Source organism: Pseudomonas sp. FW300-N2F2, assembly GCF_017351655.1.
Taxonomy (GTDB): domain Bacteria; phylum Pseudomonadota; class Gammaproteobacteria; order Pseudomonadales; family Pseudomonadaceae; genus Aquipseudomonas; species Aquipseudomonas fluorescens_AA.
In genome coordinates, this window is the sequence record NZ_JACNDQ010000001.1 from 1,192,657 (window position 1) to 1,215,954 (window position 23,298).

Below are 23,298 nucleotides of genomic sequence, written 5' to 3' on the forward strand. Positions count from 1 at the left end.
CAATGGCGATCAAGGTGTTGCTGGTTGAGGATGACCGGGCCCTGCGCGAGGCGCTGGCCGATACCCTGGTGCTCGCCGGGCACGACTACGCCGCCGTCGGTTCGGCGGAGGAAGCGCTGCTGGCGGTGGGCCGGGAAGCGTTCAGCCTGGTGGTCAGTGACGTCAACATGCCGGGCATGGACGGCCATCAATTGCTCGGACTGTTACGTGCCCGTCAGCCGCAACTGCCCGTCTTGCTGATGACCGCTCACGGCGCCGTCGAGCGAGCGGTGGACGCCATGCGCCAGGGCGCGGCGGATTACCTGGTCAAGCCGTTCGAGCCAAAAGCACTGCTGGACCTGGTCGCGCGCCATGCCTTGGGCAGTCTCGCGGTCGAGGGCGAAGGCCCGGTGGCCATCGAGCCGGCCAGCGCACAACTGCTGGAATTGGCCGCACGGGTCGCTCGCAGTGATTCAACCGTATTGATTTCCGGTGAGTCCGGTACGGGCAAGGAAGTGCTGGCCCGCTACATCCATCAACAATCCCGGCGTGCCGGGGAACCGTTCATTGCCATCAATTGCGCGGCGATTCCCGACAACATGCTCGAGGCGACACTGTTTGGCCATGAAAAGGGTTCGTTCACCGGCGCCATCGCGGCCCAGGCCGGAAAGTTCGAGCAGGCCGACGGTGGCACGATCCTGCTCGATGAAATTTCCGAAATGCCGTTGGGCCTGCAAGCCAAGCTGCTGCGGGTATTGCAGGAGCGGGAAGTGGAGCGGGTGGGGGCGCGCAAGCCCATCAGCCTGGACATTCGCGTGGTGGCGACCACCAACCGCGACCTGGCCGGCGAAGTGGCGGCGGGGCGTTTCCGTGAAGACCTCTATTACCGTCTGTCGGTGTTCCCGCTCGCCTGGCGTCCCTTGCGCGAGCGCACCGCCGATATCCTGCCGCTGGCCGAGCGCCTGCTGAACAAACACGTCAATAAAATGAAGCACGCGGCGGCCCGGCTTTCAGCCGAGGCCCGGGCTTGTCTGGTCGCCTACCCGTGGCCGGGCAATGTCCGAGAGCTGGATAACGCCATTCAGCGGGCCTTGATCCTGCAACAGGGCGGTTTGATCCAGCCGGAGGATTTCTGTCTGGCCGGTCCGGTGGCCTGCGCGCCATTGCCTGCATTGGCACCGGCCCCGACCGCAACCCCCATGCCGCCGATGGACGTCGAGGGCGATTCGGTCGGCGCCTTGGGCGATGACCTGCGGCGTCGCGAGTTCCAGATGATCATCGACACCCTGCGCGCCGAACGCGGTCGTCGCAAGGAGGCCGCCGAACGCCTGGGGATCAGCCCGCGCACCCTGCGCTACAAGTTGGCGCAAATGCGTGACGCCGGCATGGATGTCGAGGCTTATCTGTTCGCCAGTTGAACAAGCACCAAAACCCCCTGTGGGAGCGAGCTTGCTCGCGATAGCGGTGGGTCAGTCAAGTTGACGTCGGATGTGATGGGTTATCGCGAGCAGGCTCGCTCCCACAATGGGGTTGTGCGCGCATTTGTTTTCTATCGCCATGGAGCTGGCACCCTTGTTGCTAATACCTGATTACCCGCTGAGTAAGTGTCAAAAAAATGCGGGCCGCCAGAGAGAGTAGACCATGAGCCAAAGTATTGAATTTAATCGGTTGATGTTGGACATGCGGGCCATGCAAATGGACGCCATGGCCCAGCCTAAATCGGTCGCGGTCCCACAAGTGGGCGGCAGCAGCTTTTCCGACATGCTCGGTCAGGCCGTCAATAAAGTGAACGATACCCAACAGGCGTCGAACCAGTTGGCCAGTGCTTTCGAGATTGGCAAAAGTGGCGTCGACCTGACGGACGTAATGATCTCCTCGCAGAAAGCCAGTGTCTCGTTTCAGGCGCTGACCCAGGTTCGCAACAAACTGGTTCAAGCCTACCAAGACATCATGCAGATGCCGGTTTAAGGAAATTATTGAGTCATGGCAGAAGCAGCCGTTGATAACGTTCCAGCCAAGGCCACTCCGGTAGACGGCAAACCGCCGTTGTTCGGCCTGTCCTTCCTGGAAAATCTCTCCGAGATGACCATGCTGCGTCAGGTGGGCCTGTTGGTCGGCCTGGCTGCCAGCGTGGCGATTGGTTTTGCCGTGGTGCTGTGGTCCCAGCAACCGGACTATCGTCCGCTGTATGGCAGCCTGGCGGGCATGGACGCCAAGCAAGTCATGGAGACCCTGGCTTCCGCCGACATTCCTTACACCGTCGAACCCAATTCCGGCGCCTTGCTGGTCAAGGCCGATGACGTCGCTCGTGCGCGCCTCAAGCTCGCCGCGGCCGGCGTGACGCCAACCGATGGCAACATCGGTTTCGAGATCCTCGACAAGGACCAGGGCCTGGGCACCAGCCAATTCATGGAAGCGACCCGTTATCGTCGCGGCCTGGAAGGTGAGCTGGCGCGGACCATTTCCAGCCTGAACAACGTCAAGGGTGCCCGCGTGCACCTGGCGATTCCGAAAAGCTCGGTGTTCGTGCGCGATGAGCGCAAGCCCAGTGCTTCGGTATTGGTCGAGCTGTATTCGGGGCGTTCCCTGGAACCAGGCCAGGTCGTGGCCATCGTCAATCTGGTGGCGACCAGCGTACCCGAACTGAGCAAATCGCAGATCACCGTGGTCGACCAGAAGGGCAACCTGCTGTCCGACCAGGCGGAAAACTCCGAACTGACCATGGCTGGCAAGCAATTCGATTACAGCCGTCGCATGGAAGGCATGCTGACCCAGCGGGTGCACAACATCCTGCAACCGATCCTGGGTAACGATCGCTATAAAGCCGAAGTGTCGGCCGATGTCGACTTCAGCGCCGTCGAGTCCACTTCCGAGCAGTTCAACCCGGACCAGCCGGCGTTGCGCAGCGAGCAGTCGGTGAATGAACAGCGCACCGCCAGCAATGGCCCGCAAGGCGTCCCGGGTGCCCTGAGCAACCAGCCGCCGTCGCCGGCCAGCGCGCCGCAAACCACCGGTGGCGCCACGGCGGCCGCCGGCATGGTGCAGCCAGGCCAGCCGCTGATCGATGCCAACGGCCAGCAGATCATGGATCCGGCCACCGGTCAGCCGATGCTGGCGCCGTACCCGGCCGACAAGCGTCAGCAGTCGACCAAGAACTTCGAGCTCGATCGTTCCATCAGCCACACCAAGCAACAGCAGGGCCGTTTGAATCGCCTGTCGGTCGCGGTGGTGGTGGACGATCAGGTCAAGGTCAACCCGGCCAACGGCGAAACCAGCCGTGCGCCATGGAGCGCCGATGAATTGGCGCGCTTTACCCGCCTGGTGCAGGACGCCGTCGGTTTCGACGCCAGCCGCGGCGACAGCGTCAGCGTGATCAACGTGCCGTTCTCCCTGGAGCGCGGTGAAGTGGTCGCCGATATTCCATTTTATTCGCAACCCTGGTTCTGGGATGTGGTCAAGCAAGTATTGGGTGTGCTGTTCATCCTGATACTGGTGTTCGGCGTGCTGCGTCCGGTGCTCAATAACATCACCAATGGCGGCAGGAACAAGCAGTTGGCCGGCTTGGGTGATGTGGAGCTGGGCGGCATGGGCGGCCTGGATGGCGAATTGGCCAATGATCGCGTCAGCCTCGGCGGGCCGCAGAGCATTCTGCTGCCAAGCCCGAGCGAAGGCTATGACGCTCAGTTGAACGCTATCAAGAGTTTGGTGGCAGAAGACCCGGGTCGTGTGGCCCAGGTCGTGAAAGAGTGGATTAACGCAGATGAGTGATAATCGAGCCGCTGTTGCCAAATTGTCCCGGGTCGACAAAGCCGCGATCCTGCTGCTGTCCCTGGGTTCGACCGACGCCGCCCAGGTGCTGCGCCACATGGGGCCCAAGGAGGTCCAGCGTGTGGGCGTGGCCATGGCGCAGATGGGTAACGTGCACCGTGAGCAGGTCGAGCAGGTGATGAGCGAGTTCGTCGACATCGTCGGCGATCAGACCAGCCTGGGCGTGGGTTCCGACGACTACGTGCGCAAGATGCTCACCCAGGCACTGGGCGAGGACAAGGCCAACGGTCTCATCGACCGGATCCTGCTGGGTGGCAATACCAGCGGCCTGGACAGCCTCAAGTGGATGGAGCCGCGGGCGGTTGCCGACGTGATCCGTTACGAGCACCCGCAGATCCAGGCGATCGTGGTGGCTTACCTCGACCCGGACCAGGCCGGCGAAGTGCTGGGCAACTTCGACCACAAGGTGCGCCTGGACATCATCCTGCGCGTTTCTTCGCTCAATACCGTGCAGCCGGCGGCCCTGAAAGAATTGAACCAGATTCTCGAGAAGCAGTTCTCGGGCAACTCCAATGCCTCGCGCACCACCCTGGGTGGCATCAAGCGTGCGGCGGACATCATGAACTTCCTCGACAGTTCGATCGAAGGTCAGTTGATGGACTCGATCCGCGAATTCGACGAAGACCTGTCCGGTCAGATCGAAGACCTCATGTTCGTGTTCAACAACCTGTCCGATGTCGACGATCGTGGCATCCAGGCCTTGTTGCGCGAAGTGTCGTCCGATGTGCTGGTACTGGCCCTCAAGGGCTCGGACGAAGGCGTCAAGGAAAAAATCTTCAAGAACATGTCCAAACGGGCGGCCGAACTGTTGCGCGACGACCTCGAGGCCAAGGGCCCGGTGCGCGTCAGCGATGTGGAAACCGCACAGAAGGAAATCCTCACCATCGCCCGCCGCATGGCCGAAGCCGGGGAGATCGTTCTCGGTGGCAAGGGCGGCGAAGAGATGATCTAAGGTCGTTATGTCTGCCAAGAGTGATGAAGCGCCCAGCGACCTGATCCGCGCCCGGGACGTCGGTGGTTTCGACGTCTGGTCGCTGCCCAGCTTCGACCCCCATGTGCCCGAGCCTGAGCCGGAACCGGTGGAAGAGCTGCCGGAAATGGAGGAGGTGCCGCTGGAAGAAGTCCAGCCACTGACCCTCGAGGAAGTCGAGAGCATTCGTCAGGAAGCCTATAACGAAGGCTTTGCCGTGGGTGAAAAGGAAGGCTTCCACAGCACCACGCTCAAGGTCCGCCAGGAAGCCGATGTGGCGCTGACGGCCAAGCTCCGTGCGTTGGAATCGCTGATGCTCAACCTGTTCGACCCCATCGCCGAGCAGGACACCCAGATCGAGAAATCCCTGGTGGGCCTGGTGCAACACATCACCAAGCAAGTGATCCAGCGCGAACTGGCCATCGATTCGAGCCAGATCGAACACGTCATGCGTGAGGCGCTCAAGTTGTTGCCGTTGGGCGTGGGTAACGTGCGGCTGTACATCAATCCCCAGGACTTCGAACTGGTCAAGGCCCTGCGCGAGCGCCATGAAGAAACCTGGCGCATCGTCGAGGACGCGGCGCTGCTGCCGGGCGGTTGTCGGGTGGAAACCGAACACAGTCGCATCGACGCCACTGTTGAAACCCGCATCAGCCAGATCATGGCCAAATTGTTCGACCAACTGCACGAACAGGCCCTGCACCCGGCGGCCGCCGACCTGAGCCTGGAGCTGCCGGATGAACCCCTGATCAGTGCCGATGCCGCGCCGGTCGATGTGGAGCAGGAGGTGCCTGAATCGGACGCTTCTGTACCGGACAACCGCGATGCGCCTTGAGCGAACCAGCTTCGGCAAGCGCCTGGGCAGCTACGCCGAGGCCAGTGAGCTGGCCGGCCAACCGATCCTGGAAGGTCGCCTGCTGCGCATGGTCGGCCTGACCCTCGAAGCTGAGGGTCTGCGTGCCGCCATGGGCAGCCGCTGCATGGTGATCAACGACGACAGCTACCACCCGGTACAGGTCGAAGCCGAAGTCATGGGCTTCTCCGGCAGCAAGGTCTTCTTGATGCCGGTGGGCAGCGTCGCCGGTATCGCACCGGGCGCGCGCGTCGTGCCCCTGGCCGACAATGGTCGCCTGCCCATGGGCATGAGCATGCTCGGGCGGGTGCTGGACGGGGCCGGGCGCGCCCTGGACGGCAAGGGCGGCATGAAGGCCGAGGATTGGGTGCCGATGGACGGCCCGACGATCAACCCCCTCAAGCGTGACCCCATCAGCGTGCCGCTGGACGTGGGTATCCGTTGCATCAACGGTTTATTGACGGTCGGCCGCGGCCAACGCCTGGGCCTGTTTGCCGGTACCGGGGTGGGTAAGAGTGTGCTGTTGGGCATGATGACCCGCTTCACCGAAGCCGACATCATCGTGGTGGGGCTGATTGGTGAACGGGGTCGTGAGGTCAAGGAGTTCATCGAGCACATCCTCGGTGAGGAAGGGCTCAAGCGTTCGGTGGTGGTGGCTTCGCCTGCGGACGATGCGCCGTTGATGCGGCTGCGGGCTGCCATGTATTGCACGCGCATCGCCGAGTATTTCCGCGACAAGGGCAAGAACGTCCTGTTGCTGATGGATTCGCTGACCCGTTTCGCCCAGGCCCAGCGGGAAATCGCCCTGGCCATCGGCGAACCGCCGGCCACCAAGGGCTATCCGCCTTCGGTCTTCGCCAAGTTGCCGAAACTGGTCGAGCGCGCCGGCAATGCGGAAAAGGGCGGCGGTTCGATCACCGCGTTCTATACCGTGCTGTCCGAAGGTGACGACCAGCAAGACCCCATCGCCGACTCGGCCCGGGGGGTGCTCGACGGTCACATCGTGCTGTCCAGGCGCCTGGCCGAAGAAGGTCACTACCCGGCCATCGACATCGAGGCTTCCATCAGTCGGGTCATGCCGTCGGTGATCAGTGCCGAGCACATGAAACGGGCCCAGCAGTTCAAGCAGTACTGGTCGCGCTACCAGCAAAGCCGTGACCTGATCAGCGTCGGTGCCTATGTGCCCGGCGGTGACCGCGAGACCGACACCGCCATCAGTCTTTACCCGGCCATGGCCGTCTACCTGCGCCAAAGCTTGAACGACAACATCGGCATGGGCGCCAGCGAGGCGCACCTGCAGACTATTTTCGCTCCGGTCTCAGGCACGTAACCGGCCATGGCCACGAGTCGTGCGGCGCGCCTGGCACCCGTGGTGGACATGGCGGAAAAGGCCGAGAAGACCGCCGTCCAGCGACTGGCTTATTTCCAGGGGCAAGTGGCCGTTGCCGAGAGCAAACTGGCAGACCTGGAAAACTTTCGACTCGAATACCAGGAGCAGTGGATTGCCCGAGGCAGCCACGGGGTCTCCGGGCAATGGTTGCTGGGTTACCAGGGGTTCCTGGCACAACTGGGCACCGCCATCGACCAGCAGCGCCAGAGCCTGGTCTGGCACCAGAACAACCTGGAGAAGGCTCGCCAGAGCTGGCAAGAGGCGTTTGCCCGGGTCGAAGGGTTGCGCAAACTGGTGCAGCGCTATATCGATGAGGCGCGACAGTTGGAAGACAAACGCGAACAGAAACTGCTCGATGAGTTGTCCCAGCGCCTGCCGCGACAGAACCCCTACTGATGCGAAATGAGGTTTTTGTCGTATGAGCGAGGCAAAACCTTGCTCAGACCTTTACCAGATGCTACACCTTGTACACGTATGTCCATGACAAGGAAGCCGATCATGTCAGTCGTTACCGAAGTATCCCCCGATGGGCATAAGCTGACGATTTCGATCAAGGGTCGATTCGATTTCGGGCGGCATCAGGAGTTTCGCGAGTCCTATGAGCGGCTCAATACGAAACCCGATTCCATCGTGGTGGATTTGAAAGAAGCCACTTATCTCGACAGTTCCGCCTTGGGCATGCTCCTGCTGTTGCGCGATCATGCCGGCGGCGATGATTCGGATATCCGGGTCGTCAACAGCAGCTCCGACGTCAAGAAAATCCTCGCGATCTCCAATTTCGACAAGCTGTTCGACATCAGTTGATCGCCATGCAATCGTCGTCGGAGTCACTGACGGTCCTGATTGCCGAAGACAGTGCCGCTGATCGACTGCTGTTGTCGACCATTGTCCGCCGCCAGGGTCACCACGTGCTTACCGCGGCCAATGGCGCCGAAGCGGTCGACGTCTACCTGGAACAGCGTCCGCACCTGGTGCTGATGGACGCGATGATGCCCGTGATGGACGGCTTCGAAGCCGCGCAGAGAATCAAGCAACTGGCTGGGGATCAATTGGTCCCGATCATTTTCCTCACCTCCCTGACTGAGAGCGAAGCCCTGGCCCGTTGCCTGGAAGCGGGTGGCGACGACTTTCTGGCCAAGCCCTACAACCAGGTGATCCTGGCAGCCAAGATCAAGGCCATGGACCGCTTGCGCCGGTTGCAGGCCACGGTGGTGGAGCAGCGCGACCAGATTGCCCGGCACCATGACTACCTACTCAACGAACAACGGGTCGCCAAGGCCGTGTTCGACAAGATCGCCCACTCCGGCTGCCTGAGCGCGCCAAACATCCGTTACCTGCAATCGCCTTATGCCTTGTTCAATGGCGACTTGCTGCTGGCCGCGTTCAACCCGGCTGGCGACATGCACGTCCTGCTGGGGGATTTCACCGGGCACGGTTTGCCGGCGGCGGTCGGGGCGATGCCGCTGGCGGAAGTGTTCTACGGGATGACGGCCAAGGGCTACGGCCTGGCGCAGATCCTGCGGGAGATGAATGCCAAGCTCAAGCGCATCCTGCCGGTGGACATGTTCTGTTGCGCAACGCTGTTGTGCCTCAGTTTCCAGCGTTGCACGGTGGAAATCTGGAACGGCGGCATGCCCGATGGTTACCTGCATGACAGCCTCAGCGGTGAGCGTACGCCATTGCCGGCGCGCCACCTGCCGTTGGGCGTGCTCACGCCACACCTGTTCGATGACCGCACCGAAGTACATTCGATGTCCCTGGGGGACCGGGTGTTTCTGTTGTCCGATGGCGTAATAGAGACCAGTGACCGCGATGACCAGCCGTTTGGCGTGGAGCGGTTGCAGCAGGTATTTTCGGCCAACCGTGAGCCTGACCGTCTTTTTGAAGACATCCAGCAGGCCCTGCGGGATTTTCGCGGTGAGGCCCGTGACGACTTCAGCATGGTCGAGGTGCGACTGGTCGCACCGACGCAACTCAATCCGCCACCACCGGTCTATTCCGATAGCGGCCAGTCCAGCCCACTGGACTGGTCGGTGAGTTTCGAGTTCCGGGCCCAGACCCTCAAGCGCTTCAACCCGATGCCCTACCTGTTGCAGTTGCTGCTTGAGGTCCATGGGCTCAGGGCCCAGAGTGGCGCCCTTTATAGCGTCATGTCTGAGCTCTACTCCAATGCCCTGGATCACGGGGTGCTGGGGCTCGACTCGAGCCTCAAGCGTGATGCGGCGGGTTTTGCTCGCTACTACAGCGAGCGCAATACGCGCCTGGATGAACTGAGCGACGGTTACGTGCGGGTGCACTTGCACGTTTCGCCAAGCGGCGAGGGTGGTCGCCTGGCCATCGAAGTCGAAGACAGCGGCGAGGGTTTCGATGTCGCCCGGGTGCTGGCACGGCCCGTGGACAGTGATCGGTTGTCGGGGCGCGGCGTGAGCCTGGTACGCCAGTTGAGCCATCAGGCCCGCTGGTCCGACGATGGTCGTAGTGCGCGCGTGGAGTTTTTCTGGGAGGCTCTGGCATAATTGGCTTCATTCTTGATCAGGGAGCGAACAAGTGAACGAGATTCATCTGGACCGCGACGTGCTCAGCACGTTGAAGGAAGTCATGGAGGAGGGGTATCTGGAGTTGCTGGATACGTTTCTCAACGACTCCGAGGCTCGCCTGCGCGTGCTGCATGAAGCGCGGGACGCTGAGAAGTTGAGCGCCACCGCCCACAGCTTCAAGGGCAGCAGCAGCAACATGGGCGCCATCCGTCTGGCCGAGCTGTGCGGCGAACTGGAACAGCGTGCCAAGCAGCCGTCATTGGGCGGTATCGAGAACCTGGTCAACGAAATCGACAGTGAGTTCGCCCATGTCCGCAAACTTTGCCGGGAAGAGCGTGAAGGCTTCCACTGCTGAGATTTGACGGCCACGCAAACGTTGGCCCGTGCCTTGCATTGCCTAGTCTCGACTGTGCAAATGATTCCAGTGCAGCGGAGACCTTTTTATGCCCGTTACCCCCAATTCACTGCTTCAGGCCTCTGTCCAGGCCAAGCCCAAGGTCGCCGTCAATTCACCGGCAGCGGCCCCGGACCTCGGGGATAGAGCCTCCAGCTTCGCTCAGGTCTTCGCCAAGCAGGCGCCTGCCAAAGCGGCGGCGGCCCCGGAGCCCGTGGTGAAATCGGCGCTCGACAAGGCCGCCGATAACACCGTCAAAAAAGACACCAGCAACGAAAGCCCTGCCGCCCCGGAACCGACGGTTGCCGATAGCGGCAAACCCTTGCCCGCGGACAAACCAGCCAGCACCGACGACAAGGCCGCCAGCGATACCAGCGCCGACTTGGCTGAAACGCCCGTGGCGGATGCGGCGCCGGTCGATCCGAGCCTTGATCCTGGTGTGCTGCCGGACATGACGGTGGTGCCGGTCGCGACAGCCCCGGCGGAACCTGCCACCGTGGCGGTCACGACTGAGGCCCAGGTCGCCACGGCAGTCGCGGCGCCCGTTGTCCCGTTGGCCGCCCCGGCCCAGCCTGCGACCCCGGTCGTCGATCCAGCCTTCGACCCGGAGGCCGACCCTCTCGACGCATTGCCCGCCTTGCGCTTGGCAATGGAGCAGGGCGGTCATGTTTCCGCCACCAGCCAGGCGCAGCCCAAGAGCGCTGCCCCGGTGTCGCTCGACGGTGAGCCGACGTCGGCGCAGACCTTTGCCGCCGGTATGGCCAGCATGCTCAGCGTGCAAGCCGATCAGAACAGTACCGAGTCCGGTAGCCAGGGGGGCGACAAGGCTTTCGGCGGCTTGATCAGCGATGGCCTCAAGGACCTGGGTGCCGCGTCCAGCGACACCCGCGTGGATGATTTCGCCAACCGCCTGGCCGCACTGACCCAGGCCGCTACACCCAAAACCGCCAACGCAGTGCCGGTCAACCAACCTATCGCGATGAATCAGAGCGGTTGGACCGAAGAGGTGGTCAACAGGGTGATGTACCTGTCCAGTGTCAATCTCAAGGCGGCCGACATCCAATTGCAGCCCGCTGAGCTCGGACGCCTGGATATCCGGGTGAACATGGTTCCGGACCAGCAGACCCAGGTCACGTTCATGAGCGCCCACTCGGGCGTTCGTGAAGCCCTCGAAGGCCAGTTGCATCGCCTGCGCGACAGCTTTAGCCAGCAGGGCATGGGCCAGGTCGACGTCAGCGTGTCGGATCAATCCCGGGGTTCGCAGAACCAGGAGCAGCAAGCCCAGCAGCAGGCCCGGGCCGGGCGTACGACGTCATCTGGCGGGCGGGTGGATTCAGCGGAGGAAGCTGGTCCGGCCGGCATCGCTGAAGTGGCCGCCAGCACGACCAGCGTCATTGGCACCAGTGCGGTCGACTACTACGCCTGATCCAACGATGCTCACCCCTGTGGGAGCGAGCTTGCTCGCGATAGTCGATTGTCAGTCATCCTTGCAGGGGCTGGTTCATCGCTATCGCGAGCAAGCTCGTTCCCACATTGCTTTCATGGGGGCTGAAGAGCGTATCTGCCCGTCATCCCAAGTACCGACACTTCTGGCATAACACTTGCTCCTGCCTTGCCGTGCAACAGTGAAAACCCCGATTAGTGACGGATTATTGGCATGGCGAAGAGTGAAGCAGCAGCTGTAAAAGACCCTGCAACCAAAGGCAAACTCAAGCTGATCATCATGATCGTGGTGGGTTTGCTCCTGGCGATCGGCGTGTCCGTAGGGGCGACCTGGTATTTCATGCACAGCGCTCAGAGCAAGCCAGTGGCGGTCGAGGCTGCGCCCGTGGGCAAGCAGCCAGCGATTTTCGAACCGATGGCGCCCGCCTTCGTGGCCAACTACACCGTGAACGGTCGTCAACGCTACATGCAGGTCAGCATTACTTTGCAAGGTCGCAACCAGGCCGACCTGGAAGCGCTGCGGGTGCACATGCCGCTGATCCGCAATAACCTGGTGATGCTCTTTTCCGGACAGAGTTTCGACACCTTGGCCACACCCGTCGGCCAGGAAATGCTGCGCCAGAAAGCCACGGCCAGCGTGCAGGAAGTGGCTCAGAAAGAGCTCGGCAAAGTGGTGATCGAACAGTTGCTCTTCACTAACTTCGTATTGCAGTAGGAACACGACATGGCCGTGCAGGACCTGCTGTCCCAGGACGAAATCGACGCGCTGTTGCATGGTGTCGACGATGGTCTGGTACAGACCGAAAACGCTGCTGAACCGGGCAGCGTCAAAAGCTACGACCTGACCAGCCAGGATCGCATCGTTCGCGGACGCATGCCGACCCTGGAAATGATCAACGAGCGTTTCGCCCGGTACACTCGCATCAGCATGTTCAACATGCTGCGCCGCTCGGCCGACGTGGCTGTCGGCGGCGTGCAGGTGATGAAGTTCGGCGAGTACGTGCATTCGTTGTACGTGCCCACCAGCCTCAACCTGGTGAAGATCAAGCCGTTGCGCGGCACCGCGTTGTTCATCCTCGACGCCAAGCTGGTGTTCAAGCTGGTGGACAACTTCTTTGGTGGCGACGGTCGTCACGCCAAGATCGAAGGTCGTGAATTCACCCCGACCGAGCTGCGGGTGGTGCGCATGGTGCTGGAACAGGCCTTCATCGATTTGAAGGAAGCCTGGCAGGCGATCATGGAAGTGAACTTCGAGTACATCAACTCGGAAGTGAACCCGGCCATGGCCAACATCGTCGGGCCGAGCGAAGCCATCGTGGTCTCGACCTTCCACATCGAACTCGATGGCGGTGGCGGCGACCTGCACGTGACCATGCCGTATTCGATGATCGAGCCGGTGCGCGAAATGCTCGACGCCGGTTTCCAGTCGGACCTCGACGACCAGGACGAACGCTGGATCAACGCCTTGCGCCAGGACGTGCTCGACGTCGATGTGCCGATCGGCGCGACGGTCGCCCGGCGCCAACTGCGTCTGCGGGACATCCTGCACATGCAGCCGGGGGACATCATCCCCGTCGAGATGCCGGAAGATATGATCATGCGCGCCAATGGCGTGCCGGCCTTCAAGGTCAAGATGGGCTCTCACAAAGGCAACCTGGCGTTGCAGGTGATCGAGCCGATCGAACGCCGCTGAGCAGTGTCAACTTCTTAAGTTTGTAACGGATTTTACGTTTTTTACTGATTTTTGCCCGCCGAGGACAAATGATGGCTGACGATATGAATACCCAGGATGACCAGGCGCTGGCCGACGAATGGGCTGCGGCCCTGGAAGAAACCGGCGACGCCGGGCAGGCTGATATCGATGCCTTGCTGGCCGCCGATAGCGGTAATCAGGGGTCCAACCGCCTGCCGATGGAAGAGTTTGGCAGCGTGCCCAGGAGCAACGAGCCGGTCACGCTGGATGGACCGAACCTGGATGTGATCCTCGACATCCCGGTGTCGATCTCCATGGAAGTGGGCAGTACCGATATCAACATCCGCAACCTGCTGCAGCTCAACCAGGGTTCGGTGATCGAGTTGGACCGCCTGGCCGGCGAGCCGCTCGACGTGCTGGTCAACGGCACCTTGATCGCCCATGGCGAAGTGGTGGTGGTCAATGAGAAGTTCGGCATTCGCCTGACGGACGTGATCAGCCCGAGCGAACGCATCAAGAAGCTGCGCTGAGTGAAAGGTTTCTTCGCCGCAGCGTCGATGCTGCCATTGAGCGTGCTGGCGGCCGAACCGGTTGCCACGGCGGCTGTTGCGCCGGCGGCAGGCAGTGGGGTCGCCGGGCAACTGGCGCAACTGGTGCTCGGCTTGCTGTTGGTGCTGGGCTTGATCTTCTTTCTCGCCTGGTTGTTGCGCCGCGTGCAACAGGCGGGACCGACCGGCAAGGGCCAGGTCATCGACATCGTCGGTTCGCGCGCGCTCGGGCCGCGCGACCGGCTGGTGCTGGTGCAGGTCGGCAACGAGCAGATTCTGCTGGGCCTGAGCCCGGGCACCATCACCGCCTTGCACGTCCTCAAGGAGCCGGTGCAGGTACCCTCCAGCGAGCCGGCCAGCCCCGAATTTGCCCAGCGCCTCATGGAGCTGCTGGGGAAAGACCAGAAGGATAAAAAGTAATGCCGTTGCGCATTCTGTTGGCATTGGCCCTGATGCTGGCCGCACCGTTGGCGTTCGCCGCCGACCCGCTGTCGATCCCGGCGATCACCCTGGGGACCAACGCCGAAGGGGCCCAGGAATACTCGGTCAGCCTGCAGATCCTGCTGATCATGACAGCGCTGAGTTTCATTCCGGCGTTCGTCATGCTGATGACCAGTTTCACCCGGATCATCATTGTCTTTTCGATCCTGCGCCAGGCCCTGGGCCTGCAACAGACCCCCTCGAACCAGATCCTCACCGGCATGGCGCTGTTCCTGACCATGTTCATCATGGCGCCCGTGTTCGATCGGGTGAACCAGGATGCGCTGCAACCCTACCTGGCAGAAAAAATCACTGCTCAGGATGCCGTGGCCAAGGCCCAGGTGCCGATCAAGGATTTCATGCTGGCCCAGACCCGCAGCAGTGACCTGGAGCTGTTCATGCGCTTGTCCAAGCGCACCGACATCCCCAGTGCCGACCAGGCGCCGCTGACCATCCTGGTGCCGGCGTTCGTGACGTCCGAGCTGAAAACCGCGTTCCAGATCGGTTTCATGATTTTCATCCCGTTCCTGATCATCGACCTGGTGGTCGCCAGCGTGCTGATGGCCATGGGTATGATGATGCTGTCGCCGCTGATCATTTCCCTGCCGTTCAAGATCATGCTGTTTGTGCTGGTGGACGGCTGGGCGTTGATCATCGGTACGCTGGCGGGCAGTTTCGGCGGTGTTTAGGCCTTTTGTGCGGGTAGGACGATATGACGCCTGAAGTAGCGGTAGACCTGTTCCGTGAAGCGCTCTGGCTGACGACCATGATGGTTGCCATCCTGGTGATCCCCAGCCTCCTGGTGGGGTTGCTGGTGGCGATGTTCCAGGCCGCGACCCAGATCAACGAACAGACCTTGAGCTTCCTGCCGCGCCTGCTGGTGATGCTGGTGACGTTGATCGTCGCCGGTCCCTGGATGGTACAAACCTTCATGGAATACATCCTGCAGCTGTACGGCAGTATTCCGCAGTTGATCGGCTGACCCCATGTCGATGCTCGAGCTGACGGACACCCAGATCAGTTCTTGGGTGGCATCGTTCGTCCTGCCACTGTTTCGCGTCACCGCGGTGCTGATGAGCATGCCGGTCTTCGGCACGACCCTGGTGCCCCGGCGCGTGCGCTTGTATTTCGCCCTGGCGATCACGGTGGTCATCGCGCCCGGGCTACCACCGATGCCGCCGGTCAATGCCCTGGACCTCAGCGCGCTGATGCTGGTGGCCGAGCAAATTCTCATCGGTGCCTTGATGGGGTTCTCGTTGCAGCTGTTCTTCCAGGCATTCGTGGTGGCCGGGCAAATCATCTCGATCCAGATGGGCATGGCTTTCGCGTCCATGGTCGACCCCACCAATGGCGTGACGACGGCGGTGATCGGTCAGTTCCTGACGATGCTGGTGACCCTGTTGTTCCTCGCCATGAATGGGCATTTGGTGGTGTTCGAGGTGTTGACCGAGAGCTTTACCACCATGCCGGTGGGCAGTGCGTTCCTGGTCAATCACTTCTGGGAAATCGCCGGCAAGCTCGGCTGGGTCCTGGGTGCAGCGATGGTGCTGGTATTGCCGGCGATCACCGCGTTGCTGGTGGTCAACATCGCGTTTGGCGTGATGACCCGCGCGGCGCCGCAATTGAATATTTTCTCCATTGGCTTCCCGCTCACCCTCGTGCTGGGCATGGTGATTTTCTGGGTCAGCCTGGGGGATATCCTCAATCAGTATCAGCCGCTGGCCACCCAGGCCTTGCAGCTTTTACGCGACATGGCACAGGCACGCTGAACCATGGCCGAGAGCGAGAGTGGTCAGGACAAGACAGAAGACCCCACGGAAAAGCGCCTGCGCGAGTCTCGGGAAAAGGGCGAGACCGCCCGTTCCAAGGAACTCAACACGCTGGCGATCATGCTGGCCGGGGCGGGTGGGTTGCTGATTTATGGCGGCGGGTTGGCCTTGGACTTGCTGGAAATCATGCGCCTGAATTTCTCCCTGCCCCGCGAGGTGCTGCTGTCTCCGGGGGCTATGTCCCAGCATCTGCTGCACTCGGGCAAGATCGCGATCCTGGCGGTGCAGCCGGTTCTGATCTGCTTGCTGTTGGCCGCCGTGATCGGGCCGATTTCCTTGGGCGGCTGGTTGTTCGCCGCCGGTAGCCTGGCCCCCAAGTTCAGCCGGATGAACCCGGCCGCCGGTCTCAAACGCATGTTTTCCACCACGGCGCTGATGGAGTTGCTCAAGGCGTTTGGGAAATTCCTGCTGGTCCTGTTCGTCGCGCTGACGGTGTTGCAGGCCGACATCGACGATCTGCTGCGCATTGCCCACGAGCCACTGGAGCAGGCGATTATCCACAGCGTGCAGTTGGTGGGCTGGAGTACGTTGTGGATGGCTTGCGGCCTGATCCTGATCGCGGCCATCGACGTGCCGATCCAGCTGTATCAGAGCAAGCAGAAGCTGATGATGACCAAGCAGGAAGTGCGCGACGAGCACAAGGACGCGGAGGGCAAGCCGGAGGTCAAGCAGCGTATCCGTCAATTGCAGCGCGAGGTCTCCCAGCGGCGGATGATGGCGGCCATCCCCGACGCCGATGTGGTCATCACCAACCCGACTCACTACGCCGTCGCCCTCAAGTACGACCCCGAAAAAGGCAACGCTCCCGTGTTGCTGGCCAAGGGCAGCGACTTCCTGGCGCTGAAGATCCGTGAGATCGCCGTGGCTAATGAAGTGATGCTGCTCGAGTCCCCGGCGCTGGCGCGATCGATTTACTACTCCACCGAACTCGACCAGGAAATTCCTGGAGGCCTGTACCTGGCCGTGGCCCAGGTATTGGCCTATGTCTACCAGATCCGCCAGCACCGCGCGGGCAAGGGCAAGCGCCCCGAACCGCTCAAGGACCTGCCGATCCCGCCGGATTTGCGCCGCGATTCCTGAGTCAGGCCTCCGTCCCGGCCTGCGACGGGCGCTTGGTGTGCCCTGTACCTGTCAGTCCTGACAGTAGACAGCTGTTTTCTCTAGCCATGTAATGCTTCTGGATGCTCACTCAACCCAGGGGTATGACATGACAATGCGCGAATACAAGAATCTTGGAGGCATGGCGCTGGAGTTTGTGACGGGGGTGGTCGAAGCCAATTTCGGCGAACGGGCTATCGCTTGTGCGTTCACGTTTGACCTGGCACTCGATTTCGCGCGCTTCAAGGCCGCGGCAAACAAGTACGTGCCCAGTTATCTGGAGAATGAGATCAATGCCATTCGGCCGGAATTGGAAGGCCTGGCTTACCACATCTCCTACGATTACTTCGCTGATCAGGCAGGAAAAATCACCAGCAACGAGGTGCTGTTTCATATTTTCACCGGTGCTGACAGCTATTTTGACGGGTGGTCGAGTGGGGTCATGGAGCAGCGTTATCACAAACCGATTTTCCAGATCCTTGATGGTAAATTGAGGCTGGCCGCGCGTACGGATTTTCGATGGGAGGACCCCAAGCGGCTCATCACGATCGCGGATCTCCCGATCATTCGGTTCCAATGGGCACTGAACGTGATGGAAGGCCACGAGGTAAACGTTCCTGGACAACCTGGGGCGGACATCAAGGCGCCGTCTTCGATGGTGGTGTTCACGTACACGAGCGAAGACCGGGTTGAAGTCGATGGTCAGCAAATGTACAGGGGGACGCGTTACGTCAGGGGCTGGAAACTGGATTTCGGTCCGATCACACCGCAGCAGATACTGACAGCGCAGTGACCAACCGGTGAGTTGAACCCGGCTGAATGCATGCTGTTGCGAATGTTGGCTGCAAGTTGGAAGGCTTCTTGCAATACCCCGTCTGCGCCCCCTTCGGGCGTCAAAAGTTTGCTTCACAGGAACGGGGAAAATCGGTGGATCGCTCACAGTTATTCAGCACTGCGCGCAGCAATGTCGTAGACCTCAGCCGGGGTAATCTGGGCGTGCCGCTGTTGCTGCTGGTCATGCTTGCCATGATGATGCTGCCGGTGCCGCCGTTCCTGCTGGACGTGTTCTTCACGTTCAACATCGCCCTGTCGATCGTCGTGCTGCTGGTGTGCGTCTACGCCCTGCGGCCACTGGATTTCGCCGTCTTCCCGACCATCCTGCTGGTGGCCACGCTGCTGCGCCTGGCGCTGAACGTGGCGTCCACCCGCGTGGTGATGCTCCACGGCCAGGACGGGCACGCCGCCGCAGGTAAGGTGATCCAGGCCTTCGGTGAGGTGGTGATCGGCGGTAACTACGTGGTCGGTATCGTGGTCTTCGCCATCTTGATGATCATCAACTTCGTCGTGGTGACCAAGGGTGCCGGGCGGATTTCCGAGGTGAGCGCGCGTTTCACCCTCGATGCGATGCCCGGCAAGCAGATGGCGATCGACGCCGACCTCAACGCCGGCCTGATCGACCAGAGCCAGGCCAAGCTGCGTCGCCTGGAAGTGGCCCAGGAAGCCGAGTTCTACGGTTCCATGGACGGTGCCAGCAAATTCGTGCGCGGTGACGCCATCGCCGGCCTGCTGATTCTGTTCATCAACCTGATCGGCGGCATGGCTGTCGGCATCTTCCAGCACAACATGTCGTTTGGCGACGCCGGCAGGGTTTACGCCTTGTTGACCATTGGTGACGGTTTGGTGGCGCAATTGCCATCACTGTTGTTATCCACAGCGGCCGCGATCATGGTGACCCGTGCTTCGGGCTCCGAAGACATGGGCAAGCAGATCGGTCGGCAGATGTTCGCCTCGCCCAAGGCCCTGGCCGTTGCCGCGGGCCTGATGGCAGTGATGGGCCTGGTGCCGGGAATGCCACATATTTCCTTCCTGAGCATGGCGGCCATGGCGGCCGGTGGCGCCTACCTGTTCTGGAAGAAGCAGAACGTACAGAAGGTCCAGGCCCTGCAAGAGGTCAAGCGCCAGCAGGAGTTGCTGCCGTCGCCGGCCCGCGCCATGGAAACCAAGGAACTGGGCTGGGATGACGTGACCCCGATCGACATGATCGGCCTGGAAGTCGGCTATCGCCTGATTCCCTTGGTCGACCGTAACCAGGGTGGTCAGTTGCTGGCGCGGATCAAGGGGGTGCGCAAGAAGCTCTCCCAGGACCTGGGCTTCCTGATGCCCACCGTACATATTCGCGACAACCTCGACCTGGCGCCGAGCGCCTATCGCCTGACCTTGATGGGGGTGATCCTGGCCGAAGCCGAGATCTACCCCGACCGCGAATTGGCGATCAACCCTGGCCAGGTCTATGGCAGCCTCAACGGCATCACCGCCAAGGATCCGGCTTTTGGCCTGGAAGCGGTGTGGATCGAAATCAGCCAGCGGGCCCAGGCCCAGTCCCTCGGTTATACCGTGGTGGACGCCAGTACCGTGGTGGCGACCCACTTGAACCAGATCCTGTACAAGCACTCCAGCGAGCTGATCGGCCACGAAGAAGTCCAGCAACTCCTGCAAGTACTGGCCAAAGGCTCGCCGAAGCTGGCTGAAGAACTGGTGCCGGGCGTGGTTTCGTTGTCGCAGTTGCTCAAGGTGCTGCAGGCGCTGCTGGCCGAACAAGTGCCTGTGCGCGACATACGCAGTATCGCCGAGGCCATCGCCAACAACGCCTCCAAGAGTCAAGATACCGCCGCCTTGGTGGCTGCGGTTCGGGTCGGCGTGTCCCGCGCAATCGTCCAAAGCATTGTAGGCACTGAGTCTGAGCTGCCTGTGATCACCTTGGAGCCAAGGTTGGAACAGATATTGCTCAATAGTCTGCAGAAGGCAGGACAAGGCTCGGAAGAGGGTGTTCTGTTGGAGCCAAGCATGGCCGAGAAGCTGCAGCGTTCGCTGATCGAAGCAGCTCAGCGGCAGGAGATGCAAGGCCAACCGGTGATCCTGCTGGTGGCCGGTCCGATTCGCGCGATGCTCTCGCGATTCGGTCGCCTCGCGGTCCCGGGGCTGCATGTGCTGGCGTACCAGGAAATACCGGACAACAAGCAAGTGACCATCGTTGCGACAGTAGGGCCCAACGGCTGAGGTAGTGGTTTATGCAAGTGAAGCGTTTTTTCGCCGCCGACATGCGTCAGGCCATGAAACTGGTTCGTGACGAGCTGGGCGCTGAAGCAGCCATCATTGGCAACCGTCGTATCGCCGGCGGTGTCGAGCTGACGGCGGCCCTGGATTACAAGCTGTCTGCGCTGGCCCCGCGGGTTCCGAACATGGAGCTCGAAGACGAGCTGCGCAAGACCCAGTCGCGCATCGCCAGCGCCCAGGCCGAACTGAGCCTGCGCAGCAGCGAAGGCGAGGGTGCCGCGGGCACCAATCGTCAATTGTTCGCCGGTCAGCCGCTGACCGCCGGCCTGCCGTTGACCGCTGCCGAGCCGCTGATCGAGCAGGCCCAGGCCGAACCGCGTCGTCCGGAGCCGGCACCCGCCGCACCTGCCCGCGGGCTCGACCCGCGCGCCCTGGACTCGATGCGCTTCGAGCTCAACAGCCTGCGCGAGCTGATGGAAGTCCAACTCGGCTCCCTGGCCTGGAACCAATTGCAAGGCAGCCGTCCGGCCCAGGCCAACCTGTGGCGTCGCCTGCAACGCATCGGCTTGTCCGGCCCGTTGTCCCGGGACCTGCTGGCGCTGATCAATGGTATCGAAGAGCCTCGCCAGGCCTGGCGCATGTTGCTGGCGCACCTGGCGCGGATGATCGCCACGCCGGAAGTCGAGCCGCTGGAGGAGGGCGGGGTGATTGCCATGGTCGGTCCTGCCGGCATGGGCAAGACCACCACCCTGGCCAAGCTCGCCGCCCGCTATGTACTCAAGTACGGCGCCCAGAGCATCGCCCTGGTGAGCATGGACAGTTTCCGCATCGGTGCCCAGGAACAACTCAAGACCCTGGGCCGGATCCTCAATGTGTCGGTGACCCATGTGGATCCGGGCCAATCCCTGGCCCAGGCGCTGGAGCCGCTGCTGCGCAAACGCGTCGTGCTGATCGATACCGCCGGCCTGCAAGCCAGCGATCCGGCCCTGCGCATGCAGCTCGAAAGCCTGGCCGGACGCGGTATCAAGTCAAAAAATTATCTCGTGTTGGCAACCACCAGCCAGAAACAGGTTCTAACCGCCGCATACCACAGCTACAAACGCTGCGGACTGGCTGGCTGCATCCTGACTAAGCTGGACGAAACGGCAAGCCTGGGCGAGGTGTTGAGCCTGGCGATCGGTCATGAACTGCCGGTGGCCTACCTGACCGATGGGCCGCGGATCCCGGATGATTTGCATCTGCCGCGCCGTCATCAACTGGTCAGCCGTGCCGTGAGTGTGCAAATGCAGGAAGAACCCAGCGAAGAAGCCATGGCTGACATGTTCGCTGACATCTACCACAGCCCGACCAAGCAGGTCGGCTGAGGTAATCATGAATATTTTTTGTACCTACATCGATGGTCTGCCATGCATTGTTCCTTATGCGAACGCGCAGCCAGTAATGTGGCCTCCGTCTAAGAAGACAAGGTAAAGAACGAACATGGGCAGCATGCATCCCGTACAGGTGATCGCGGTGACCGGCGGCAAAGGTGGCGTCGGGAAGACTAACGTGTCAGTGAACTTGTCCCTGGCTCTGGCAGAGCTTGGCCGACGGGTCATGCTGCTGGACGCCGACCTGGGCCTGGCGAACGTCGACGTGCTGCTGGGGCTCACCCCCAAACGCACCCTGGCGGACGTGATCGAGGGCCGTTGCGAACTGCGCGACGTGCTGTTGCAGGGACCTGGCGGGATTCGCATCGTGCCGGCTGCCTCCGGCACCCAGAGCATGGTTCACCTGACCCCGGCCCAGCACGCGGGCCTGATCCAGGCCTTCAGCGACATCGGCGACAACCTCGATGTGCTGGTGATCGACACCGCGGCCGGCATCGGCGACTCGGTCGTCAGTTTCGTCCGCGCCGCCCAGGAAGTGCTGCTGGTGGTCTGCGACGAACCGACGTCCATCACCGATGCCTACGCCCTGATCAAACTGCTGAACCGCGACTATGGCATGAACCGCTTCCGCGTCCTGGCCAATATGGCCCAGAGCCCGCAGGAAGGGCGCAACCTGTTCGCCAAGTTGACCAAGGTCACCGATCGCTTCCTGGACGTCGCCCTACAATACGTCGGCGCCGTGCCGTACGACGAAAGCGTACGCAAGGCCGTCCAGAAGCAACGCGCCGTTTATGAAGCTTTTCCACGTTCCAAATGCGCGCTGGCGTTCAAGGCGATCGCCCAGAAGGTCGATACCTGGCCACTGCCGGCCAACCCCCGCGGGCATCTGGAATTTTTCGTCGAGCGTCTTGTGCAACAAACAGCAGGGCCCGTGCTATGACAGCCAGCGGTTACAACCATCTCTACAAAAAATCGGCACGGGACGCCCAATACGAATTGATCGAGCGTTATGCGCCACTGGTCAAGCGTATTGCCTACCACTTGCTGGCGCGGTTGCCGGCCAGTGTCCAGGTCGAGGACTTGATCCAGGCCGGCATGATCGGCCTGCTTGAAGTGTCGAACAAATACGACGCCAGCAAAGGTGCCAGTTTCGAGACCTATGCCGGTATCCGCATTCGCGGGGCGATGCTCGATGAGGTCCGCAAGGGCGATTGGGCGCCGCGTTCGGTGCACCGCAATACCCGCATGGTCAGTGACGCGATTCGGGCAATTGAAGCTAAAACCGGGCGTGACGCTAAAGATCACGAAGTTGCGGCCGAACTCCAGTTGAGTCTCGACGATTATTACGGGATTTTGAACGATACCTTGGGCAGCCGCCTGTTCAGTTTCGACGACCTGTTGCAGGACGGCGAACACGAAGGGCTGCACGAGGATAACGCGAGTGCTCACATGGAGCCGTCGCGTGACCTGGAAGATGAACGTTTCCAGAGTGCGCTGGCGGATGCGATTGCCAATTTGCCGGAGCGTGAGCGGCTGGTCTTGGCGCTGTACTACGACGAAGAGCTGAACCTCAAGGAAATCGGTGAGGTCCTGGGGGTCAGCGAATCGCGGGTCAGCCAGTTACACAGCCAGTGCGCGGCCCGTTTGCGGGGGCGTTTGGGGGAGTGGCGAGCGCGTTGACAGGCAGTGTGGGGACACTGCGACGAGGCTGGCCTGGCAGGTGCTGCGCCAGTCTCCATCCGTTGTGCTCCAGACCGTTGTCGAGTGTTGTGCCGGATTGATTGAAATGGCGCGTCCAGGTGCTGGGCGCGTTTAAGACTGCTTGGAGGTCG

The 23,298-nt window shown here is 61.6% G+C and carries 24 protein-coding genes; all 24 read left to right on the forward strand.

From position 1 onward, the window contains the following. Positions 1-2 precede the first annotated feature (2 nt). The 24 genes from fleR to fliA all read left to right on the forward strand — a co-directional run bounded on the left by fleR (position 3) and on the right by fliA (position 23,146). Entirely contained in the window at positions 3-1,397 is a 1,395-nt protein-coding gene (gene fleR / locus J4E63_RS05425) for a sigma-54 dependent transcriptional regulator (RefSeq protein ID WP_207281317.1), read from the forward strand. Between the two features lie 223 nt (positions 1,398-1,620). Next, positions 1,621-1,947, forward strand: coding sequence for a flagellar hook-basal body complex protein FliE (gene fliE, locus J4E63_RS05430; RefSeq protein ID WP_207281318.1), 327 nt, complete (start codon positions 1,621-1,623; stop codon positions 1,945-1,947). A 15-nt stretch (positions 1,948-1,962) separates the two neighbouring features. Continuing rightward, positions 1,963-3,747: a flagellar basal-body MS-ring/collar protein FliF gene (fliF, locus tag J4E63_RS05435; protein ID WP_060738649.1), complete on the forward strand. Its 1,785-nt coding sequence runs from the start codon at positions 1,963-1,965 to the stop codon at positions 3,745-3,747. Then, positions 3,740-4,759 carry a flagellar motor switch protein FliG gene (fliG, locus tag J4E63_RS05440; protein ID WP_003199086.1) on the forward strand — a complete coding sequence of 340 codons (1,020 nt, stop codon included), beginning with the start codon at positions 3,740-3,742 and terminating at the stop codon, positions 4,757-4,759. Before fliF ends, fliG begins: the two co-directional genes overlap by 8 nt. A gap of 7 nt (positions 4,760-4,766) precedes the next feature. After that, positions 4,767-5,612, forward strand: a complete 846-nt coding sequence (gene fliH / locus J4E63_RS05445) for a flagellar assembly protein FliH (protein WP_207281319.1) — start codon at positions 4,767-4,769, stop codon at positions 5,610-5,612. Then, entirely contained in the window at positions 5,602-6,960 is a 1,359-nt protein-coding gene (gene fliI, locus J4E63_RS05450; protein ID WP_003199089.1) for a flagellar protein export ATPase FliI, read from the forward strand. Before fliH ends, fliI begins: the two co-directional genes overlap by 11 nt. A gap of 6 nt (positions 6,961-6,966) precedes the next feature. Beyond that, positions 6,967-7,416: a flagellar export protein FliJ gene (gene fliJ, locus J4E63_RS05455; RefSeq protein ID WP_053182982.1), complete on the forward strand. Its 450-nt coding sequence runs from the start codon at positions 6,967-6,969 to the stop codon at positions 7,414-7,416. Positions 7,417-7,518: 102 nt separating this feature from the next. After that, complete coding sequence (locus J4E63_RS05460; protein ID WP_207281320.1) at positions 7,519-7,824, forward strand: STAS domain-containing protein; 306 nt, start codon at positions 7,519-7,521, stop codon at positions 7,822-7,824. Between the two features lie 5 nt (positions 7,825-7,829). Beyond that, complete coding sequence (locus J4E63_RS05465; protein WP_207281321.1) at positions 7,830-9,536, forward strand: fused response regulator/phosphatase; 1,707 nt, start codon at positions 7,830-7,832, stop codon at positions 9,534-9,536. A 31-nt stretch (positions 9,537-9,567) separates the two neighbouring features. Then, on the forward strand, positions 9,568-9,912 hold the full coding sequence (locus J4E63_RS05470) for an Hpt domain-containing protein (RefSeq protein WP_053178502.1): 345 nt from the start codon (positions 9,568-9,570) through the stop codon (positions 9,910-9,912). An 88-nt stretch (positions 9,913-10,000) separates the two neighbouring features. After that, on the forward strand, positions 10,001-11,377 hold the full coding sequence (locus J4E63_RS05475; protein ID WP_207281322.1) for a flagellar hook-length control protein FliK: 1,377 nt from the start codon (positions 10,001-10,003) through the stop codon (positions 11,375-11,377). Positions 11,378-11,608: 231 nt separating this feature from the next. After that, entirely contained in the window at positions 11,609-12,109 is a 501-nt protein-coding gene (gene fliL / locus J4E63_RS05480; RefSeq protein ID WP_192259461.1) for a flagellar basal body-associated protein FliL, read from the forward strand. 9 nt (positions 12,110-12,118) lie between these two features. Next, positions 12,119-13,087 (forward strand): flagellar motor switch protein FliM, encoded by a 969-nt coding sequence (gene fliM / locus J4E63_RS05485; RefSeq protein ID WP_053120288.1) that lies wholly within the window; start codon positions 12,119-12,121, stop codon positions 13,085-13,087. A 71-nt stretch (positions 13,088-13,158) separates the two neighbouring features. Next, the gene (gene fliN, locus J4E63_RS05490; RefSeq protein WP_192259463.1) at positions 13,159-13,617 is read left to right on the forward strand and encodes a flagellar motor switch protein FliN; all 459 of its coding nucleotides are present in this window, start codon (positions 13,159-13,161) and stop codon (positions 13,615-13,617) included. After that, positions 13,618-14,055 carry a flagellar biosynthetic protein FliO gene (gene fliO, locus J4E63_RS05495; RefSeq protein WP_310650694.1) on the forward strand — a complete coding sequence of 146 codons (438 nt, stop codon included), beginning with the start codon at positions 13,618-13,620 and terminating at the stop codon, positions 14,053-14,055. It begins immediately after the preceding gene. Then, positions 14,055-14,804, forward strand: a complete 750-nt coding sequence (gene fliP, locus J4E63_RS05500) for a flagellar type III secretion system pore protein FliP (protein WP_060738641.1) — start codon at positions 14,055-14,057, stop codon at positions 14,802-14,804. Before fliO ends, fliP begins: the two co-directional genes overlap by 1 nt. A gap of 23 nt (positions 14,805-14,827) precedes the next feature. After that, the gene (gene fliQ / locus J4E63_RS05505) at positions 14,828-15,097 is read left to right on the forward strand and encodes a flagellar biosynthesis protein FliQ (protein ID WP_038858957.1); all 270 of its coding nucleotides are present in this window, start codon (positions 14,828-14,830) and stop codon (positions 15,095-15,097) included. A gap of 4 nt (positions 15,098-15,101) precedes the next feature. After that, entirely contained in the window at positions 15,102-15,884 is a 783-nt protein-coding gene (fliR, locus tag J4E63_RS05510; protein ID WP_192259465.1) for a flagellar biosynthetic protein FliR, read from the forward strand. 3 nt (positions 15,885-15,887) lie between these two features. Further along, the gene (flhB, locus tag J4E63_RS05515; protein WP_207281323.1) at positions 15,888-17,024 is read left to right on the forward strand and encodes a flagellar biosynthesis protein FlhB; all 1,137 of its coding nucleotides are present in this window, start codon (positions 15,888-15,890) and stop codon (positions 17,022-17,024) included. Between the two features lie 127 nt (positions 17,025-17,151). After that, entirely contained in the window at positions 17,152-17,835 is a 684-nt protein-coding gene (locus J4E63_RS05520) for a hypothetical protein (RefSeq protein WP_207281324.1), read from the forward strand. A gap of 134 nt (positions 17,836-17,969) precedes the next feature. Next, a complete protein-coding gene (gene flhA / locus J4E63_RS05525) occupies positions 17,970-20,099 on the forward strand; it encodes a flagellar biosynthesis protein FlhA (RefSeq protein WP_027912735.1) in 2,130 nt (709 codons plus the stop codon). A gap of 11 nt (positions 20,100-20,110) precedes the next feature. Beyond that, positions 20,111-21,460 (forward strand): flagellar biosynthesis protein FlhF, encoded by a 1,350-nt coding sequence (gene flhF / locus J4E63_RS05530; protein ID WP_060738636.1) that lies wholly within the window; start codon positions 20,111-20,113, stop codon positions 21,458-21,460. A 115-nt stretch (positions 21,461-21,575) separates the two neighbouring features. Then, entirely contained in the window at positions 21,576-22,406 is an 831-nt protein-coding gene (gene fleN, locus J4E63_RS05535; protein ID WP_003184001.1) for a flagellar synthesis regulator FleN, read from the forward strand. Beyond that, the gene (fliA, locus tag J4E63_RS05540) at positions 22,403-23,146 is read left to right on the forward strand and encodes an RNA polymerase sigma factor FliA (RefSeq protein WP_014337177.1); all 744 of its coding nucleotides are present in this window, start codon (positions 22,403-22,405) and stop codon (positions 23,144-23,146) included. Before fleN ends, fliA begins: the two co-directional genes overlap by 4 nt. The last annotated feature ends 152 nt before the right edge of the window (positions 23,147-23,298 follow it).

Excerpts from the sequence above, each read along its gene's own strand:
- fliR (WP_192259465.1), top strand. The coding sequence starts at position 15,102 with ATGTCGATGCTCGAGCTGACGGACACCCAGATCAGTTCTTGGGTGGCA.
- fliF (WP_060738649.1), top strand. The coding sequence starts at position 1,963 with ATGGCAGAAGCAGCCGTTGATAACGTTCCAGCCAAGGCCACTCCGGTA.
- fliP (WP_060738641.1), top strand. The coding sequence starts at position 14,055 with ATGCCGTTGCGCATTCTGTTGGCATTGGCCCTGATGCTGGCCGCACCG.
- fliH (WP_207281319.1), top strand. The coding sequence starts at position 4,767 with ATGTCTGCCAAGAGTGATGAAGCGCCCAGCGACCTGATCCGCGCCCGG.
- fleN (WP_003184001.1), top strand. The coding sequence starts at position 21,576 with ATGGGCAGCATGCATCCCGTACAGGTGATCGCGGTGACCGGCGGCAAA.
- fliN (WP_192259463.1), top strand. The coding sequence starts at position 13,159 with ATGGCTGACGATATGAATACCCAGGATGACCAGGCGCTGGCCGACGAA.
- fliE (WP_207281318.1), top strand. The coding sequence starts at position 1,621 with ATGAGCCAAAGTATTGAATTTAATCGGTTGATGTTGGACATGCGGGCC.
- flhF (WP_060738636.1), top strand. The coding sequence starts at position 20,111 with ATGCAAGTGAAGCGTTTTTTCGCCGCCGACATGCGTCAGGCCATGAAA.
- fliJ (WP_053182982.1), top strand. The coding sequence starts at position 6,967 with ATGGCCACGAGTCGTGCGGCGCGCCTGGCACCCGTGGTGGACATGGCG.
- J4E63_RS05460 (WP_207281320.1), top strand. The coding sequence starts at position 7,519 with ATGTCAGTCGTTACCGAAGTATCCCCCGATGGGCATAAGCTGACGATT.
- J4E63_RS05465 (WP_207281321.1), top strand. The coding sequence starts at position 7,830 with ATGCAATCGTCGTCGGAGTCACTGACGGTCCTGATTGCCGAAGACAGT.
- J4E63_RS05475 (WP_207281322.1), top strand. The coding sequence starts at position 10,001 with ATGCCCGTTACCCCCAATTCACTGCTTCAGGCCTCTGTCCAGGCCAAG.
- fliI (WP_003199089.1), top strand. The coding sequence starts at position 5,602 with ATGCGCCTTGAGCGAACCAGCTTCGGCAAGCGCCTGGGCAGCTACGCC.
- flhB (WP_207281323.1), top strand. The coding sequence starts at position 15,888 with ATGGCCGAGAGCGAGAGTGGTCAGGACAAGACAGAAGACCCCACGGAA.
- fliL (WP_192259461.1), top strand. The coding sequence starts at position 11,609 with ATGGCGAAGAGTGAAGCAGCAGCTGTAAAAGACCCTGCAACCAAAGGC.
- fliM (WP_053120288.1), top strand. The coding sequence starts at position 12,119 with ATGGCCGTGCAGGACCTGCTGTCCCAGGACGAAATCGACGCGCTGTTG.
- J4E63_RS05520 (WP_207281324.1), top strand. The coding sequence starts at position 17,152 with ATGACAATGCGCGAATACAAGAATCTTGGAGGCATGGCGCTGGAGTTT.
- fliQ (WP_038858957.1), top strand. The coding sequence starts at position 14,828 with ATGACGCCTGAAGTAGCGGTAGACCTGTTCCGTGAAGCGCTCTGGCTG.
- fleR (WP_207281317.1), top strand. The coding sequence starts at position 3 with ATGGCGATCAAGGTGTTGCTGGTTGAGGATGACCGGGCCCTGCGCGAG.
- fliG (WP_003199086.1), top strand. The coding sequence starts at position 3,740 with ATGAGTGATAATCGAGCCGCTGTTGCCAAATTGTCCCGGGTCGACAAA.
- fliA (WP_014337177.1), top strand. The coding sequence starts at position 22,403 with ATGACAGCCAGCGGTTACAACCATCTCTACAAAAAATCGGCACGGGAC.